This is a genomic window from Citrobacter sp. Cf087 (assembly GCF_030334285.1).
In the GTDB taxonomy this organism is placed as follows: domain Bacteria; phylum Pseudomonadota; class Gammaproteobacteria; order Enterobacterales; family Enterobacteriaceae; genus Citrobacter; species Citrobacter freundii.
In genome coordinates this window covers 235,093-252,476 of record NZ_JAOWED010000032.1, presented here as the reverse complement: position 1 = coordinate 252,476, position 17,384 = coordinate 235,093, and the positions used below count along the sequence as shown (strand labels likewise).

The following is a 17,384-nucleotide window of genomic DNA, read 5'->3' as shown; positions in this document are numbered from 1 at the left end:
CGTACAATGGCTGCTTCAACATTTTTTATTCCTTCCGTGAATGTAATCGGCGCTGATTCATTAAAAGACGCAATGAATACAATGGCGGAATATGGTTTTCGCCGTACGCTGATTGTCACGGATGCCATGCTAACGAAATTAGGTATGGCTGGCGAGATTCAAAAAGCATTACAGGAACGTGATATTTTCAGCGTAATTTACGACGGTACGCATCCTAATCCCACGACCAGCAACGTTGCCGCTGGCCTGCAAATGTTGACTGAAAACGACTGTGATAGCGTTATTTCTCTCGGTGGCGGTTCTCCACACGATTGTGCAAAAGGTATTGCGCTGGTGGCGGCTAACGGTGGCGATATTCGCGATTACGAAGGTGTAGACCGTTCTGCAAAACCGCAGTTGCCGATGATCGCCATCAACACCACGGCGGGTACGGCATCTGAAATGACCCGCTTCTGCATCATCACCGATGAAGTACGCCACATTAAAATGGCGATTGTGGATAAGCACGTTACGCCGCTGCTGTCGGTTAACGACTCCTCGCTGATGGTCGGCATGCCGAAGTCTCTGACGGCGGCTACCGGTATGGATGCGTTAACCCACGCTATCGAAGCTTACGTGTCGATTGCTGCCACGCCGATTACCGATGCATGTGCGCTGAAAGCGGTCACCATGATTGCGCAAAACCTGCCGGTCGCCGTTGAAGAGGGCAGTAATGCTCAGGCGCGCGAAGCCATGGCCTATGCGCAGTTCCTCGCAGGTATGGCCTTTAACAATGCCTCTCTTGGCTACGTGCATGCAATGGCGCACCAACTGGGTGGCTTCTACGATCTGCCACACGGAGTATGTAATGCCGTACTGCTGCCGCATGTACAGGTATTTAATAGTAAAGTTGCTGCCGCCCGCCTGCGCGATTGCGCCTCGGCAATGGGTGTGAACGTTGCTGATCTCAACGAAGAGCAAGGGGCAGAAGCCTGCATCGCAGCGATCCGCGAACTGGCGCAGAAAGTGAATATTCCGGCCGGTCTGCGTGAGCTGAACGTGAAGGAAGAAGATTTTGCCGTTCTGGCGACTAATGCCCTGAAAGATGCCTGTGGTTTCACTAACCCTATTCAGGCGACACATGAAGAAATCATGGCGATTTATCGTGCTGCCATGTAATTCGTGATACCTGTCGTAAAGCAGTAAAAGGCTGGCGAATAATTCGCCAGTCCCGTCTACCCTTGTAGTACCCCTACAGCAAGGAGACGGTCATGACCAATAACCCCCCTTCAACGCGTATTTACCCCGGCGAGTATGGTTACCCCCTGAAGTTAAAAGCCCGATACGATAACTTTATCGGTGGTGACTGGGTCGCCCCGGTGGACGGCGAGTATTACCAAAACCTGACGCCGGTAACCGGGCAATTACTGTGCGAAGTGGCCTCTTCCGGCAAAAAGGACATCGATCTGGCACTGGATGCCGCGCATAAAGTAAAAGATAAATGGGCGCAGACTTCCGTGCAGGACAGGGCGGCGATTTTGTTCAAAATTGCCGATCGTATGGAGCAAAATCTGGAGCTGCTGGCAACGGCTGAAACCTGGGATAACGGTAAACCCATCCGCGAAACCAGCGCGGCAGATGTGCCGCTGGCAATTGACCATTTCCGCTATTTTGCCTCCTGTATTCGTGCGCAGGAAGGGGGAATCAGCGAGGTTGATAGCGAAACCGTGGCTTATCACTTCCATGAACCTCTTGGCGTGGTAGGGCAAATTATCCCGTGGAACTTCCCGCTGCTGATGGCCAGCTGGAAGATGGCACCCGCGCTGGCGGCGGGTAACTGCGTGGTGCTTAAACCCGCGCGCCTGACGCCGCTGTCCGTGCTGTTGCTGATGGAAGTCATCGGCGATCTGCTCCCGCCTGGCGTGGTGAACGTGGTAAACGGCGCGGGTGGGGAGATCGGTGAGTATCTGGCGACGTCAAAACGTATTGCGAAAGTGGCGTTTACCGGCTCAACGGAAGTTGGGCAGCAGATCATGCAGTACGCCACGCAGAACATTATTCCTGTCACGCTGGAACTGGGCGGGAAATCACCCAATATCTTCTTCGCGGACGTGATGGATGAAGAAGATGCGTTCTTTGACAAAGCGCTGGAAGGTTTTGCATTGTTTGCCTTCAACCAGGGCGAAGTGTGTACCTGTCCGAGTCGTGCGCTGGTTCAGGAATCCATTTATGAACGTTTTATGGAAAGAGCCATTCGTCGGGTGGAAAGTATCCGTAGCGGCAACCCGTTAGACAGCGTGACGCAAATGGGCGCGCAGGTGTCGCATGGTCAACTGGAAACTATTCTGAATTACATCGACATTGGTAAGAAAGAAGGAGCAGATGTTCTCACCGGCGGGCGGCGCAAGCAGCTGGATGGCGAGTTAAAAGAGGGGTACTACCTCGAACCAACCATTCTGTTTGGTAAGAACAACATGCGGGTTTTCCAGGAGGAGATCTTCGGGCCGGTGCTGGCTGTCACAACGTTTAAAACCATGGAAGAGGCGCTGGAAATCGCTAATGACACCCAATATGGGCTTGGCGCTGGCGTCTGGAGTCGTAATGGAAATCTGGCGTACAAAATGGGACGTGGGATTCAGGCGGGGCGAGTTTGGACCAACTGTTACCATGCGTATCCGGCACATGCGGCGTTTGGTGGCTATAAGCAGTCGGGCATCGGGCGCGAGACGCATAAGATGATGCTTGAACATTATCAGCAAACCAAGTGCCTGCTGGTGAGCTACTCTGATAAACCACTGGGGCTGTTTTAATTTCACGTCACTGATTGCCCGGTTTTGCACCGGGCAAATCTTTATTCTGCAGTTATATATAAACCCATATATCGTTATATAAATAAGAAAATTGCATCCACTCTGGTCATTCCAATACTATTATCAACTCTATTGTTTAAATCAAATTGCATCTGAATTTCTTAATTTAAATCCCTGAGGCAAATATGTTCCTTAATTATTTTGCATTAGGAGTGCTTATTTTTGTATTCCTGGTCATTTTTTACGGGATTATTATTCTGCATGATATTCCCTATCTAATTGCAAAGAAACGTAACCACCCCCATGCCGACGCAATACATGTTGCGGGTTGGGTTAGTTTGTTTACCTTACATGTTATTTGGCCCTTTTTATGGATCTGGGCAACGCTTTATCGTCCGGAGCGCGGATGGGGTATGCAGAGCGCGGATTCTTCCCTGATCCAGCTTCAGGCAAGGGTTGCGGATCTGGAAAAGAAACTGGGTGAGGCCAAGACCTCTCCGGCGGAGTAATATCGATGGATTTACTAATTGTTCTGACCTATGTGGCGTGTGCATGGTCAATTTTTAAAATTTTTAAAATTCCTGTAAATAAATGGACAGTTCCTACCGCAGCATTAGGCGGTATATTCATTGTTTGCGGGCTTATATTACTGATGAATTATAACCATCCGTATACCTTTAAAGCACAAAAGGCGGTAATTTCTATTCCCGTGGTGCCGCAGGTAACGGGTGTAGTGACAGAAGTGACGGATAAGAAGAATACGCTAATCAAAAAAGGCGAGGTTCTGTTTAAGCTTAATCCAGGGCGTTATCAGGCACGGGTCGATCGCCTGAAAGCTGATATTGTCACCGCACAGCATAAAGAGCAGGCTCTGGTTGCGCAGTTAGACGAAATGATAGCCAACACGCAGCGGGCAAAGGCCACGCGTGACAAACTGGCAAAAGATTACCAGCGCTATGCACAGGGTAGTCAGGCGAAGGTGAATCCTTTTTCTGAACGCGATATCGATGCGGCGCGGCAAAACTATCTGGCGCAGGAAGCGTCGGTGAAATCCTCCGTCGCGGAGCAGCAGCAAATCCAGAGTCAGTTAGACAGCCTGATACTGGGCGAGAATTCGCAAATTGCCAGCCTGAAAGCGCAGTTAGCCGAAGCGGAGTTCAACCTGGACCAGACGGTGGTTCGCGCGCCCAGCGATGGCTATGTGACGCAGGTGCTGATGCGCCCGGGAACCTATGCCGCCGCGCTGCCGATGCGTCCGGTGATGGTATTCATCCCGGATCAAAAAAGGCAAATTATCGCCCAGTTCCGTCAGAACTCGCTGCTGCGTCTGGAACCTGGCGATGAAGCGGAAGTGGTATTTAACGCGCTGCCGGGTAAGGTATTCAGCGGTAAACTGGCTGCAATTAGTCCGGCAGTGCCGGGCGGGACATACCAGTCGAATGGGGCGCTGCAATCCTTAAATTCTACGCCCGGTTCGGAAGGGGTAATCGCCACGATTGAGCTGAATGATAATGCGGAGGTTAGCGCGTTACCTGATGGGATCTACGCGCAGGTCGCGGTTTATTCTGACCACTTCGAACATGTGTCCGTCATGCGCAAAGTCTTGTTGCGCATGACCAGTTGGGTACATTACCTGTATCTCGATCATTAAACTCAGGCTATTTTGCTTGCTCAGTCTGCTGATCCAGCGACTGAGCAAGCTGCCGGCGAATCTCCGCCAACATCTCATCAAGAATAAACTGTACCCGCCATGGCTGATATTCACGTTTGCGGAAAATCGCCACCAGATCCAGCCACCATTCATGCTGTCCGGAGAAACACGGAACCAGCCCGTTAGGCTGACTTTCTTTTTGTACGCTCGCCTTCGGTGCAAAAACAATGCCCAGATGGTTTCGCGCCAACGACAGCGCAGATTGCGTATTGTCGCAAACATAGTTACCCGTTACGCGATAGTCATGCATCTCTTTACCACCGGGGGAGGAGAATCGCCAAATGTTAGCATCATCAATCATCATGGAATCAATCAGAATACAGGAGTGATGCTCAAGTTCTTCAGGAGTGCTGATGGGATGTTGGGCCAGGTATTGATTACTGGCGAAAGCGGTAACCACATATTTGGTAATAAAACTGGCGACCAAAGATTCATCTTTTGGATGTGCATAAGTAATTAAAACATCACAGTCATCAGGAAATTCGACTCCTTCATAAAAGGCTTTACGTTCCAGGTTATAGGTTTTTAGCACCAGACTGATATCGCCAATATCCATAATTTTTGCAATAACATGTTGCGATAAGTAAGCGATAATTCCGGTTGGTGCATATACCGTTACTTTTCCACGTTTCTCGTGCTTATAATCAGCAATGAAATTATTTAACTGCTCGTTTCTGTCTAACATGTCATTGATGTAAGGAAGTAACGCTATACCAAACGGCGTGAGGGTCAGTTGCCGGGTGGTGCGGTCAAACACCTTTAATCCAACTTTTGATTCAAAATCAGCAAGATATTTACTGACGTTGGCCTGTGCGATGCCGAGAACAGTCGCGGCATGACTGATATTTTCACTGGCAGCGATTACCGAAATAATCTTCAGCTCCCGGTGTTTAAGTTGTAATTTATTCATCGCCAAGCCCAATATATATAATTTTTTATATATTACTATATAAATATGAACCTTGCATCGATGAAATTGTAAGCATTATTATGCACCAGTTTTGTAGCTTATTTTAAAATGGAATGTTGGCATGTTAATTAAACACAATATTGTGGCACTGCTCGCCTTTTCTTTTATGGCGAGTGCAACTGCCGCAGAGTTTTCTATTGGCGCTGGTGCTGTATATAATGAATCACCTTATCGCGGGTATAATGATAATGTTCACGCAGTACCGCTAGTCAGTTACGAAAGTGAATCATTTTATTTTAGGCAAACAACGCTAGGTTATATTTTGTCTAAGAGTGAAAGTAATGAATTTAGTATTACTGCCTCTTATATGCCGCTTGAGTTTGATCCCGGCGATAATGACGATCATGCGATGAAAAAGCTGGATAAGCGTGACGCAACTGCAATGGCGGGTGCCGCGTGGTATCACCATGAAAGATGGGGTAGCGTGAAAGTCTCCGCCGCTGCGGATGTGCTGGACAACAGTAATGGCTGGGTAGGGGAAGTTTCACTGTTCCGTCCAATGCCGATGGGCAAGCTGACGCTGACGCCATCGATTGGCGTGCTCTACTATGACGAAAACTTCAATGAATACTACTACGGCATATCGGGTAATGAGTCCCGTCGTAGTGGCTTATCAAGCTATTCCCCAGGCGATAGCTGGACACCGTATGTTGGCCTGTCCGCTAAATACGCATTGACCACTAACCTGACGCTGCTGGCAAGCGCCAATTATAGCGCACTGCCGGATGACATTAAAAATAGCCCGATGGTTGATCGCGATGACAGCTTTACCTTTATGTCCGGTCTGACCTGGCGTTTCTGATTTAAATACGTGCCTGATGGCGCTTCGCTTATCAGGCCTACGTGGATAGGTGTTGTAGGCCGGATAAGACGTGAAGCGTCGCCATCCGGCACGGTTTAATTACTGCTCGTTTATCCAGATACGCATTTCGCCTTCACCACGGTTTGCCCAGCTAAACCACGGAATAAACGTCAATGTATGCGCCTGACGCGAAGTTGGGGAAACATCGTAGTGCCACAACGATTGTTGTGCTGCATCGGCTGCACTTTGCTTCACACCTTCAGCCTGAATTAACATTTTATGGCTGAACAATCCCTTACCTTCGAATACTCTGAACTCACTCTCTTTTGGCAACCACAGATTATGCAATTCCTCGCCGTTGTCGGCCTGCTCCAGGCAATATACCAGTGGCCCACGCTGAATGGCGACCTTACCGGCAACATGACGCACTAATGGATTTCCGTATACCCGACGCACCGGCATTGGCAGGGTCAAACTGAGCGTATCGCCTTCCTGCCAGGTTCGACTGATGTGCAAATAGCCTTTGCGAATATCCTGCTCAACCGGCTGACCATTCAACAAAACCTGCGGCGCGGAGCACCAGTCTGGCAGGCGCAGAGCCAGAGTGTGATAAACCGACCGCGGTGATTCGATGGTGATTTTTACCTGCTCATGCCATGGGTAATCTCCGCTAATACGCAGTTTAAGCGAGCCGTTTACAACAGGGACCTCCATGCTATTGCCCACGTACATATTGATATACAGCGCGTCCTGACGCGGTGTATAGATGTAGTGGCCAATTGAGGTTAACACGCGGGCGATATTCGGCGGGCAACAGGCGCAGCCAAACCAGCGCTGGCGAACGGGTTTCACGTGGTCATAAATATGATTGAATTTTAATGATTTAGGATGTACTTCCAGCGGGTTCACATAGAAGAAGTGCTTGCCATCGAGCGCCATCCCGCCCAATACGGTATTATACAGGGCGCGCTCCATCACGTCGGCATACTGGCTGTCGGCTTCCATTTCCAGCATTCTGCGGGCGAACATCATCAGGCCGATTGAGGCGCAGCTTTCCGCATACACGGAGTCGTTGGGCAGATCGTAATCGCTGCTAAACGCCTCGCCGCTGCTTTGTGAACCGATCCCGCCGGTAATGTACAACTGGCGCTGGGCCATGTTTTTCCACAGACGCAGGCAATCCTGACGCTTGCCTTCGTCCTGGCTTAAGCGTGCCAGATGAGCGACGCCGGTCATCAGGTAGACAAAGCGCACCGCATGCCCGATCGCCGTTTGCTGTTCTGAAATGGGCTGATGAGCCTGGCTATAGGGTTTATCCTTCACCATCCATGCCGGACCGTAAGTATGCCAGTAAGAGGTTTGGCCGCGCTTTTCGTACTCTTCGTCATAGAAATGGGGCTGTGCGCCGCGCTGTTCCACAAAGTAATTTACCAGCGCCATATAGCGTGGTTGCTGGGTCACTTCGTATAAGCGCATTAACGCCAGCTCGATTTCCGGGTGTCCTGGGTAGCCGCGCAGTTGATTCTCCCCGAGTCCAAACACGCTGTCGATGTGATCTGCCAGGCGACACACCACCTCTAACAGACGGCGTTTACCCGTCGCCTGAAAGAACGCGACGCCTGCTTCGATCAAATGACCTGCACAGTACAACTCATGACACTCGGCGAGGTTGGTCCAGCGTTCATCCGGTGCTTTCACTGTGAAGTACGTATTGAGATAGCCGTCTTCACACTGGGCGGCCGCCACCAGTTCAATGACTTCATCGGCCGTTTTTTCAAGTTCCGCATCGGGTTTCTGGCACAGGGACCAGGCAACGGCCTCCAGCCACTTTGCTACGTCGCTATCCTGAAAAACCATGCCGTAAAATTCGCCATCCTGCAGGCCCGCGGCGATACGGAAATTCTCTATCGCATGACTTGGTTCCGCCTCTGCAATGCGGTCATTGAGCGCATCCCATTGATAGGGGATCACCACGTCACGCACCAACTGCTGATATTGTCCGAGGAACGGATCGCTGACGGTGAGCTTATGCAGGTCGACTTCCAGTACGTTCATTTCGTGCTCCTTAAGGCTGTACATGACGCTGACGCAGATCGGTGGCAATGCGCGACATCATCGGATTATTGAGTTTGCAGATGCGGATAGACAGCGCCAACAGCAGGTGGAACAGCGCGGGCAGCAGCGTCTCCATCGCGGTAATTCCTTGCAGCGAGCTGGCGGTTTGGTTACCAGCGCCTGGCTGATAGGCGACAAAAATAAACAGCAGGCTGATGATCCCCGCACTTGAGGCCCAGGCCAGCTTGATGAAAAACAGATTGAAGGCGAAATTCATGCCGGAGGAACGTACGCCGGTTTTCCACTCGCCGTAATCGTCGGCGAAGGCCATCAGTGAGAAGTGCAACGGCAGCGTGAAGCCTAAAATAATGCCGTTACCGAGGATGACTGCCAGCCACAGCGTCTGATAAGCCGGGCCGGTTGGCAGGAACCACATCAGTATCGCCAGGGCCGTCAGCACCAGATTGGTGTAGTAATAGAGTTTGACGGTATCGATGCGGCGGGTCAGGGGGCTGACAATCACTGAACCGATGATGGACGCGAAAGTGACCATGGTGAAAAACAGCGACGTATAGGCGGTGCTGCCTTCCAGCACGTAGGTAATAAAATACATGTACCCGCCGCCGCGAATATTAAAGACGTTGATCAGCAGGAAAGACATTACCAGCATCAACAATAGCTGATCGTTTTTGCGCAGCCCTCCAATGTGTTCACGCAGGGTAAATTTCCCCATCATCGCCAGCGGTACACGCTCGCGAACCCAGAAGAAACAGCACAGGAACATCACCACCGCGATGGCACACAGGATGCCCACGCCAAACTGATAACCCTGTGCGGCATTGCCCTGACCCAGAATATCCACCATCCACGGCAGACCAACGGAAACCAGGAATCCCGCCACGCCGCACAGCACAAAGCGCCAGGACTGACAGGCGATCACCTCGTTATGGCGGGTCGTCATGGTGTTGATCAGCGCACAATACGGTACGTTGATGGCGGTATAGCCGACAGAGAGCAGGAGATAGGTGCCGAATGCCCAGGCGATCTTGACCCCCATGCTGGCGTCCGGGACGGTAAAAGTGAGCACGCCAATAATACCGATCGGAATCGCAACCCACAGTTGCCACGGGCGAAAGCGCCCCCAGCGGCTTTGCGTACGGTCGGCTAGCACACCCATGATGGGGTCGGAAATGGCGTCAAATACACGCAGGGCAATAAATAATGTGCCGACCAGCGCAGGCGTTAACCCGAAGACATCGGTGTAGAAAAATGTCAGGAAGTTCATGATCAGGCAGGTAATTACTGTCCCGCCAGCATCGCCTAGTCCATAACCAATTTTTTCACGCAGGGATAATTTGTCGTCCTGGGCACGCTGTGCCAAATCAGATGTTGTAATCGGAGCCGAAGTCATAAATAACTCCCGGAGAGGATGTTCAGAAAGTATCCCGCTACGTTGCGGGTTATTTGTTTGTAATTTGCAAAATACGTTATTTATTCTGCACGAAATGTTTGGGTCAACAAGGGAAGAGAAAAGTATAAAAAGATGACAATTCCGACTTCATTATAAAAATGTGATTTCGATCCGGCGGAAAGCAGGTTTATCGTGAATAATCAATGATAAAGATCGGTTTAAATAATGTAGAAAGCGGGAATTTGAATATATATGCTCGAATTATCCATGTCTCTTCCGATTAAAGTGCAAAATGGTGGGCTATTTATTTCCCGGGGCGTGGGCAGTCATCCTGCGCGACGATTGCAATCCTGGGAAATTATCTTTGTTGAAAAAGGGACATTAACGATTCGCGAAGGCCAGACAGTTTTTTGCGTGAATGCCGGAGAAAGTTTGCTGCTGTGGCCGCAGCGCTTGCATATTGGCGTTGGGCAATTTCCGGCTGATTTGAAATTTTACTGGCTGCATTTTGAGGTGACGGCAGAAAACGACGCATCAATAACGGAACCGTTACTTGCTATCCCTCAACATACCCGGGTGGGCGAGCCCCAATATATTATTTCGCTGTTTCGCCAGTTCTTACGCGAGCAGGAAAATATTCATCGCAGCATGGCGCTGGAACTGATCCTGCTGCTGATTTTGCAGCAAATATCCGCAGCCGCCAGCGAGCAACCTGTCGACAGCCCCGGGAATGCGTTGGCCTGGAAAGCGCAGCAAATCATTCACACCCGGTTCCACCTGCCGATTTCCGCCTCAACGTTGGCGAAAGAGCTGCATTGCAATGCGGATTATCTGGGGCGCGTTTTCCGTGGCGCTTTCCGGCTGACGCTAACCGAAGCGTTGCACCGTCAGCGGGTAAGGGCGGCAGAAAAACTGTTAATCAGCGATTCGCTGTCGCTAACCGAGGTGGCGATGAAATGTGGATTTAATGATGTGGGTTATTTTCGCAAAATATTCCACAAGCACACCAGCCTGACGCCTGCGGCGTGGAAACGGCGCTATTGCAAAGAACATATCAATAGCGCCTGACCCGTTATTGTCCGTAATACGCATTCGCCCCGTGTTTGCGCAGATAATGTTTATCCAGCAACTCAGACTGCATATCCGGCAACTGCGGGGCTAACTGGCGAGAGAACAACCCCATGTAGGCGCACTCTTCGAGCACCACAGCGTTATGCACCGCGTCTGCGGCGTCTTTACCCCAGGCGAACGGTCCGTGGGAGTGCACCAATACCGCCGGAACCTGCAGCGGATTGAGATCGCGCTGCTCGAAGGTCTGAATGATCACCTTTCCGGTTTGATATTCATATTCGCCGTTGATCTCTTCAGCGGTCATTAGACGCGTACACGGAATAGAACCATAGAAATAATCGGCATGCGTGGTGCCCCATGCAGGGAGATCCAGACCCGCCTGCGACCAGATTGTCGCGTGGCGAGAATGGGTATGGACGATCCCGCCGATCTGTGGATAACGACGATACAGCGCCAGATGGGTTGGCGTGTCGGACGACGGTTTTTTGTTGCCTTCCACTACGTTGCCGCTGGCAATATCCACTACCACCATGTCGTCGGCGGTCATCACCTCATATTCCACGCCGGATGGCTTAATCACCATCAGTTTACGTGTTTCATCCACTGCGCTGACGTTGCCCCAGGTAAAGGTGACTAAGCCATGAGCCGGGAGCGCCAGGTTTGCCGCCAGCACCTCGGCTTTCAGTTGTTCTAACATGGAAATCCCCCTTCCTGCATGCGTGCTTCTATCCAGCGCCGTGCCTGGATAATTTCCAGTACCGGCTCCTTCGCTTTTTCAGTCCACATTTCAATCAGAAACGACCCGCGATAGTTCAACTGATGCAGCGTTTTGAAGATGCCAACAAAGTCCACGCACCCTTCGCCAAACGGCACATCGCGAAACTGGCCCGGATGAGTTTCGGTTACCGGCAGCGTGTCTTTCAGATGGATAGCAGCGATGCGGTCAATGCCCAGCGTCAATTCGGCAGTGACGTCATTCCCCCAGGCGCTGAGGTTGCCCACGTCCGGATAAACGGTGAACCACGGCGATGACAGCATTTCATCCCACTTTTTCCACTTGCTGATCGAGTTCATAAACGCGGTATCCATGATTTCTACCGCCAGCATCACCTGCGCGGCAGCGGCTTGCTCGACTGCCCATGCCAGCCCTTCGGCAAAGCGCTGCTGCGTTCCTGCGTCATGTTCTTCGTAATAGACGTCGTAACCAGCCAGTTGAATAGTGCGGATACCCAGATCGCGCGCCAGACGAATGGCTTTGCTCATTATTTCTCGCGCCCGCTCACGCACGGCTTCATCGCGGCTGCCAAAGGGAAAACGACGGTGGGCGGACAAGCACATTGATGGGATCGCCACGCCGGTTTCCAGCATCGCGCTCACCAGCGATGTGCGCTGAGCCGGACTCCAGTCGAGACGCGACAGACGTTCATCGGTTTCATCCACCGACATCTCGACGAAATCAAAACCGCAGCTTTTTGCCAGCACCAGCCGTTCCGGCCAGGAGAGGTCTTTCGCCAGCGCTTTTTCATAGATACCTAATGGATGATTACGCATGCTGTGTTCCCCAGATGGCGTCGATTTGCGCATGGAATTCGCCAGCAACCTGCGCTGGGTTTTGCGCTCCCGCCAGCGCGCGCCCGGCAATAAAAGCTTTGACGTTAATATCGCGAAACAACGACAGATCGGCGGGCGTGATCCCACCGGTAATCGACAGTTCCAGACCAATATCAGAAAGCGCCTTCATACGCGCCAGGTCTGCTTCTCCCCACTGTTGTCCGCTGGCCTGAGCATCGCGGCCACGATGGTAAATCGCCTGGCGAACGCCAACGCGATACCAGTCGCGGGCATCATCCAGAGTCCAGTTGCCGAACAGCTCCATCTGAATTTCGCCGCCGCAGGACTGCGCGATGCCATGACCTTTCTCTACCGTCGCCAGCGGCGCAGCACAGATGATGGTCATCCAGTTGGCACCTGCTCCAAAGGCTTGCTGCGCGAGGGTTTCGCCCGCATCGGCCACTTTCCAGTCGGCGACGATGATTTTATTTGGGCACTGGGCACGCAGGGCTTTCACGGCGCTCAGCCCTTCGGTTAAGCAGAGAATCGTCCCCGCTTCAACGATATCGACGCTCTCTTGTAGCAGCGCGACGTCGCGTTGTGCGGCTTCAAGGCTGGTGTGGTCGAGCGCCAGTTGCAGTAATGGTCGACTCATCATTCGTGCTCCTTAATGCAGGCGTGGTAGCCCTGTAGTGCGGTAATTAAATCCAGGTATTGGCTGTATTTACGCTGGTAGCTCGCCTGCGCGGCGGCGTCCGGCAATAGCGTGCGTACCGGGTGCTGTAGGCTGCGCTGGGCGTCGCTGAAGTTGGAATAAACGCCGGTGCCGACGCGGGCGGCAAGCGCAGCGCCAAAGCAACCGGTCTCTTCAATCTGTGGCAATTCGATACGTAAACCGCTGACGTCTGCCAGCATTTGCATCCAGATGTCGGAGTGCGCCGGACCGCCGGTGACGCGCAGGGTATGCGCCTTCGTAAAACGTTCGCGCATGCGGTTGAGGTGGGTCATGTGGCTAAAAACCACGCCTTCGTAGATGGCCTGTAATAAGTGGGCGCGAGTGTGTATTGCCTGCATGCCATAAAAGCCGCTGGTCATCTCCAGCCCGGCGTTGCTGCCGTACAAAAAGGGCAGGAAGAAAAGCTCGCTACTGGCTTTCGGTAAGCTGGCGACGGCCTGATTGATCTCAGCAAAAGAGAGTTCGCCCCACTGGGCGGTAAACCATTCCAGATTGCCGGAAGAGGTCGGGCTGGCTTCGTGAACGATGTACTGCCCGTCGTTGACATAGCGCCCATAAACATAGGGATGGGCCTCGTGGTCGCGCAGACCGTGAGCGATCCCGCTGGTGACGGCCCAAGTACCCATCACCGCGTTGAGGGTGTATTCATCTTCGATACCGGCGCAGAGTGCGGTGGAAACCACATCAAACAGTCCGCCGACGACGGGCGTGCCCGCCGCCAGACCGGTTATGGCGGCTGTCTGAGCGGTGATTTCCCCGCATATTTCTGCTGAACCGACAATCGGTGGTAGCGCATTGTCGATCTCACTGATGCCCAGCCACTGGGTCAGGCGCGAGTCGTACTGACCCGAAGTCATGTTGTAGAGGTTCGACTCGGAGATATTGCTCTCTTCACAGCCTTTGACGCCGGTTAAGCACCAGCGCAGATAGTCATGGCCCATCATGACGCAGCCAATTTGCGCGTAACGGTGAGGTTGATTCTCTTTCACCCAGCGCAGCAATGATGCCGGATGCCCGGTCCACAATGTCTGGCGGGTGACCGGGTAGAGCTGCTCAGGGATCCCATCCTGCTGCCAGCGCTGAACGATATCCATCGCCCGGCGGTCGGAAGAGAGGATGGCATTGCCCAGCGGTTTATCCTGCTTATCGAGAAGGAACAGGCCTTTGCCCTGAGCGGAAATACCGACGCCTTTGATTTGATCGCCGCAGACGCCGGTGCGCGCTAACAGCCCGGCGATCGTGGCTACACACTGTTGCCACAACTGGTGCATATCGCGTTCGGCGTAACCGGGCAATGGCGATGCGGTCTGCAACGATTGCCGGTTAATGCCATGTTCATGACCTTTGGCGTCATACAACCCAGCTTTCAGATACGTACCGCCACAATCAATACCCAGCCAGAAGGTCTCTTTCTCACTCATCTTGTTATCTCATTTTTGCCGGATGGCGCTGCGCTTATCCGGCCTGGGACGGTTGCTACCTGTAGGCCCGGTAAGCGCAGCGCCACCGGGCATTGTTTTACGCTGTACGTTTATGTGGATTCAGTGTCTTTAGCGGAGCGGCACCGGCGTCGCATTTGGCTGGCAGCAGCAGCGCCATCAGCGCGGCCAGAGCCAGTGAGATAGCCAGGCAGTAAACCCCCGCATCTTTGCTATACAGGGTGATGAGTACGCCGACCGCATAAGGACCGCAGAAGCCGCCGAGGTTGCCCAGCGCGTTGATGACTCCACGCGCGCCACCGGCCATTTCCGCACTGAACAAACGCGCCGGAATGGTCCAGAACACGCCCGCTGCCGATTGCAGGAAGAAGCCGCAGCCGACCAGCGCGGCATAAGCCAGCCAGACGTTATTTTTCAGCGCCACGGAAAGGAACATGCACAGGGCAAAGCCAATCAACGGCAGGCAGACGAACAGCTTGCGTTTACCGGTGCGGTCAGAGAGAGAAGAGAACAGGAACATCCCGGCAATGGCCCCGACGTACGGCAGAATGGCGAGCATACCGACCTGTCCCATGCTGCTGTGCGTCAACTCTTTGAGGATGGTCGGCAGCCACAGGGTGTAACCGTAAATCCCGGTCTGATAGAAGAAGTTCAGCGCGATGAGCTGCCACATGGTTTTATCGGAAAGCACCGCGCCCAGAGAGGCATTTTTGACTTCCGTTCCGGCAATGGCTTTTTGCTCGGCGGCCAGCGTTTCGACCAGGTAATTTTTCTCGGCCTCAGAGATCCAGCGCGCCTCCTGCGGACGGTCGTAAACGGTATAGGCCCACAACACCAGTACAACGACGGAAAGCAAACCTTCAATGATGAACAGCCAGCGCCAGTCGAGAACGGTGATAATCCAGCCCGAGAGCGGGGCGGTAATGATCCCGGCAATCGGCACAAACATAATCACAATCGCATTGGCGCGACCACGCTCGGCGTCGGGGAACCAGTTACTGATCATCGTCAGCACCACCGGCAGCATGCCGCCTTCGGCAACGCCGAGTAAAAAGCGCAGAACCAGCAGTTGGTACTGATTAGTGATTAACCCCGTGAGGACGGAAATAACCGCCCAGGCAACCAGCGACCAGCCGATAAATTTCTTGCCGCTGCCGTGAACGGCAATTTTTCCGCCGGGAACCTGTAAAAACAGATAACCGATAAAGAAAATACCGCCAGCCAGTCCTGCCATGGTGGCGGAAATACCTAATTCCTCATCCATTCCGCCCGGCATCGCGAAAGCGATATTGACGCGGTCCATATAAGAAATAATACAGGCGATGAGAATAGGTGGAATAATCCGCAGCCAGCGCTGACGGGGTATATCTTTGAGTGTAGGGCGAGAGGTCATGTTCATATTAATATTCTCGTAGAGTAGTATTTTATTTTTATAGTTTTGCTTTATTTAATGCGGCGATACCGTCGCGCAATATTGCTACGCGATGGTTCACATCTGCATTGGCATTTATTTCCAGCAATTTAATACCGGCAAATTGCAATGGTTCGGCTTCTGCGCAGGCGAATAGTTCGCGGGCATGGTCGGTGGTCATCAGGCTTTGTGGGCAGAATGGGGCAAACGGCGCGTGTAAGTCCTGCCATTCGCCGTATTCCCCCGCAAGCGTGGTACCGGAGAACATCAGCGCGCCCAGTTTTCCAGCCCGTTTGGCCTGCTGCGTGTGGGCCAGCGCCAGGGCGGGGTTCTGCCCTTCAATGGTCGATCGCGCCCAGTTAATGCACAGGCTGATGTCATACCCGGCAATGACCTCCAGCACGTTGTCCAACGGCAGAAAGCCTTTGCGCGGCGCAATGCCGGTCATGGCATCGCAATGTTCCAGCACCAGATCGCAGGACCAGTCCCAGGAGGTAATCTCTTTCAGCGAACGGGCAAACGCGTCGGTGGCCTGTGCAACATTTGGGTTGCTGGCATTGGGGGCGGCATGCAGTTCCAGCGCAATCACTTTTCCGGCGTGTGCCGTATTGATATGGTTGATTTTCTGCTGCAGATGACGGTAATACGCCACGCTGGCTTTACGCTGTTCTTCGTCGCTGGAGGCCAGCCCAAAAGCGCTGTTTGCGCCGCGACGGCGCATGGTTTCCATAATGGCGGTGACCACGATTTGCCAGTCGCCCGGCGTATGACGTAATAACCATTCGTCGCCTAACGGGTGAAGATGTTCAAGGCAGGGCTGCTCCAGACCGCGAATATCGGGAGTATCGGCGAGCTGTCGCCAGAATTCCTTCTCTTCCTCTTCACTCTTTTGGTGAAATGAGGGTGCACAGGGGTACGCACCGATAATATAACCGGCATTATTAACGCTCATGTTGTGCTCCTTTTATAAAACTGAAATAGCAACCTTCACAACTATTTTGCGGATCGGCGTGGCGACAGTTTTATGACATGCAGGGCGATGAACATCCTGCGGGAAAAATATGGCATAACTTCCCGGAATCATTTCAATGAAAGATTCATGTTCGCTGGCGTGATAAAAAATAATATCGCGCTGTTCTAATAACGATTCGCTGATTTGGTTATTCCCAGTATCAATCGCGATCCCGATTTTCTCTTCGCCCCAGGCCAGAAATTGAATATCCAGGTAGCGGCGATGCACCTCCGGGCGATTTTCGGCAACGTCACGCGTGGTTAAATCGATAACCTGCGCGAAGATATTTTTACCGTCGATTTCTACCACGCCCGGTTCCAGATTGCGGAAGTCTGTGCTGCGCAGAAAGTCGAGTGCCCTTTCAATCGCCGCGGGTAAACGACATGGGTTAGGCTGAGCGATATGTCCAAAGATCATACACTGACT

16 protein-coding genes are annotated in these 17,384 nt (G+C 52.5%); 6 read left to right on the top strand and 10 right to left on the bottom strand.

Annotation, left to right across the window (positions count from 1 at the left end; genetic code table 11):
• Window positions 1–6 precede the first annotated feature (6 nt).
• From yiaY to OGV57_RS22750, 4 genes are all read left to right on the top strand, one after another.
• Window positions 7–1,158, top strand: a complete 1,152-nt coding sequence (gene yiaY, locus OGV57_RS22765; RefSeq protein WP_032937192.1) for an L-threonine dehydrogenase — start codon at window positions 7–9, stop codon at window positions 1,156–1,158.
• Between the two features lie 92 nt (window positions 1,159–1,250).
• Window positions 1,251–2,789, top strand: coding sequence for an aldehyde dehydrogenase AldB (gene aldB, locus OGV57_RS22760; RefSeq protein ID WP_003837670.1), 1,539 nt, complete (start codon window positions 1,251–1,253; stop codon window positions 2,787–2,789).
• A 185-nt stretch (window positions 2,790–2,974) separates the two neighbouring features.
• Window positions 2,975–3,298 (top strand): DUF3302 domain-containing protein, encoded by a 324-nt coding sequence (locus tag OGV57_RS22755; RefSeq protein ID WP_003024200.1) that lies wholly within the window; start codon window positions 2,975–2,977, stop codon window positions 3,296–3,298.
• Between the two features lie 5 nt (window positions 3,299–3,303).
• Window positions 3,304–4,440 (top strand): HlyD family secretion protein, encoded by a 1,137-nt coding sequence (locus OGV57_RS22750; protein ID WP_003024202.1) that lies wholly within the window; start codon window positions 3,304–3,306, stop codon window positions 4,438–4,440.
• Window positions 4,441–4,447: 7 nt separating this feature from the next.
• On the opposite strand, the gene OGV57_RS22745 is transcribed toward OGV57_RS22750, so the two are convergent.
• Entirely contained in the window at window positions 4,448–5,410 is a 963-nt protein-coding gene (locus OGV57_RS22745; protein WP_003844559.1) for a LysR family transcriptional regulator, read from the bottom strand.
• Between the two features lie 121 nt (window positions 5,411–5,531).
• Between OGV57_RS22745 and OGV57_RS22740 the strand changes: the two genes are divergently transcribed.
• Window positions 5,532–6,272 (top strand): MipA/OmpV family protein, encoded by a 741-nt coding sequence (locus OGV57_RS22740; RefSeq protein WP_003024206.1) that lies wholly within the window; start codon window positions 5,532–5,534, stop codon window positions 6,270–6,272.
• A 99-nt stretch (window positions 6,273–6,371) separates the two neighbouring features.
• Here the strand turns inward: OGV57_RS22740 and OGV57_RS22735 are convergent, their stop codons facing one another.
• Complete coding sequence (locus OGV57_RS22735) at window positions 6,372–8,327, bottom strand: glycoside hydrolase family 127 protein (RefSeq protein WP_032937193.1); 1,956 nt, start codon at window positions 8,325–8,327, stop codon at window positions 6,372–6,374.
• 10 nt (window positions 8,328–8,337) lie between these two features.
• The gene (locus OGV57_RS22730) at window positions 8,338–9,738 is read right to left on the bottom strand and encodes an MFS transporter (RefSeq protein ID WP_003837680.1); all 1,401 of its coding nucleotides are present in this window, start codon (window positions 9,736–9,738) and stop codon (window positions 8,338–8,340) included.
• Between the two features lie 252 nt (window positions 9,739–9,990).
• Between OGV57_RS22730 and OGV57_RS22725 the strand changes: the two genes are divergently transcribed.
• Entirely contained in the window at window positions 9,991–10,806 is an 816-nt protein-coding gene (locus OGV57_RS22725; protein ID WP_003844563.1) for a helix-turn-helix domain-containing protein, read from the top strand.
• Window positions 10,807–10,810: 4 nt separating this feature from the next.
• On the opposite strand, the gene araD is transcribed toward OGV57_RS22725, so the two are convergent.
• The 7 genes from araD to OGV57_RS22690 form a co-directional block, all read right to left on the bottom strand.
• Entirely contained in the window at window positions 10,811–11,506 is a 696-nt protein-coding gene (araD, locus tag OGV57_RS22720; protein WP_054528884.1) for an L-ribulose-5-phosphate 4-epimerase, read from the bottom strand.
• Window positions 11,500–12,360, bottom strand: a complete 861-nt coding sequence (locus tag OGV57_RS22715) for an L-ribulose-5-phosphate 3-epimerase (protein ID WP_054528883.1) — start codon at window positions 12,358–12,360, stop codon at window positions 11,500–11,502. Before OGV57_RS22715 ends, araD begins: the two co-directional genes overlap by 7 nt.
• Window positions 12,353–13,015 carry a 3-keto-L-gulonate-6-phosphate decarboxylase UlaD gene (gene ulaD / locus OGV57_RS22710; RefSeq protein WP_054528929.1) on the bottom strand — a complete coding sequence of 221 codons (663 nt, stop codon included), beginning with the start codon at window positions 13,013–13,015 and terminating at the stop codon, window positions 12,353–12,355. The genes OGV57_RS22715 and ulaD overlap by 8 nt, the downstream gene beginning before the upstream one ends.
• Window positions 13,015–14,517, bottom strand: coding sequence for an FGGY-family carbohydrate kinase (locus OGV57_RS22705; protein WP_054528882.1), 1,503 nt, complete (start codon window positions 14,515–14,517; stop codon window positions 13,015–13,017). The genes ulaD and OGV57_RS22705 overlap by 1 nt, the downstream gene beginning before the upstream one ends.
• A gap of 97 nt (window positions 14,518–14,614) precedes the next feature.
• Window positions 14,615–15,934: an MFS transporter gene (locus OGV57_RS22700; protein ID WP_003837687.1), complete on the bottom strand. Its 1,320-nt coding sequence runs from the start codon at window positions 15,932–15,934 to the stop codon at window positions 14,615–14,617.
• 31 nt (window positions 15,935–15,965) lie between these two features.
• Window positions 15,966–16,898: a DUF4862 family protein gene (locus tag OGV57_RS22695; protein ID WP_054528881.1), complete on the bottom strand. Its 933-nt coding sequence runs from the start codon at window positions 16,896–16,898 to the stop codon at window positions 15,966–15,968.
• Window positions 16,899–16,910: 12 nt separating this feature from the next.
• Window positions 16,911–17,375: a YhcH/YjgK/YiaL family protein gene (locus OGV57_RS22690; protein WP_003024232.1), complete on the bottom strand. Its 465-nt coding sequence runs from the start codon at window positions 17,373–17,375 to the stop codon at window positions 16,911–16,913.
• Window positions 17,376–17,384: the final 9 nt, after the last annotated feature.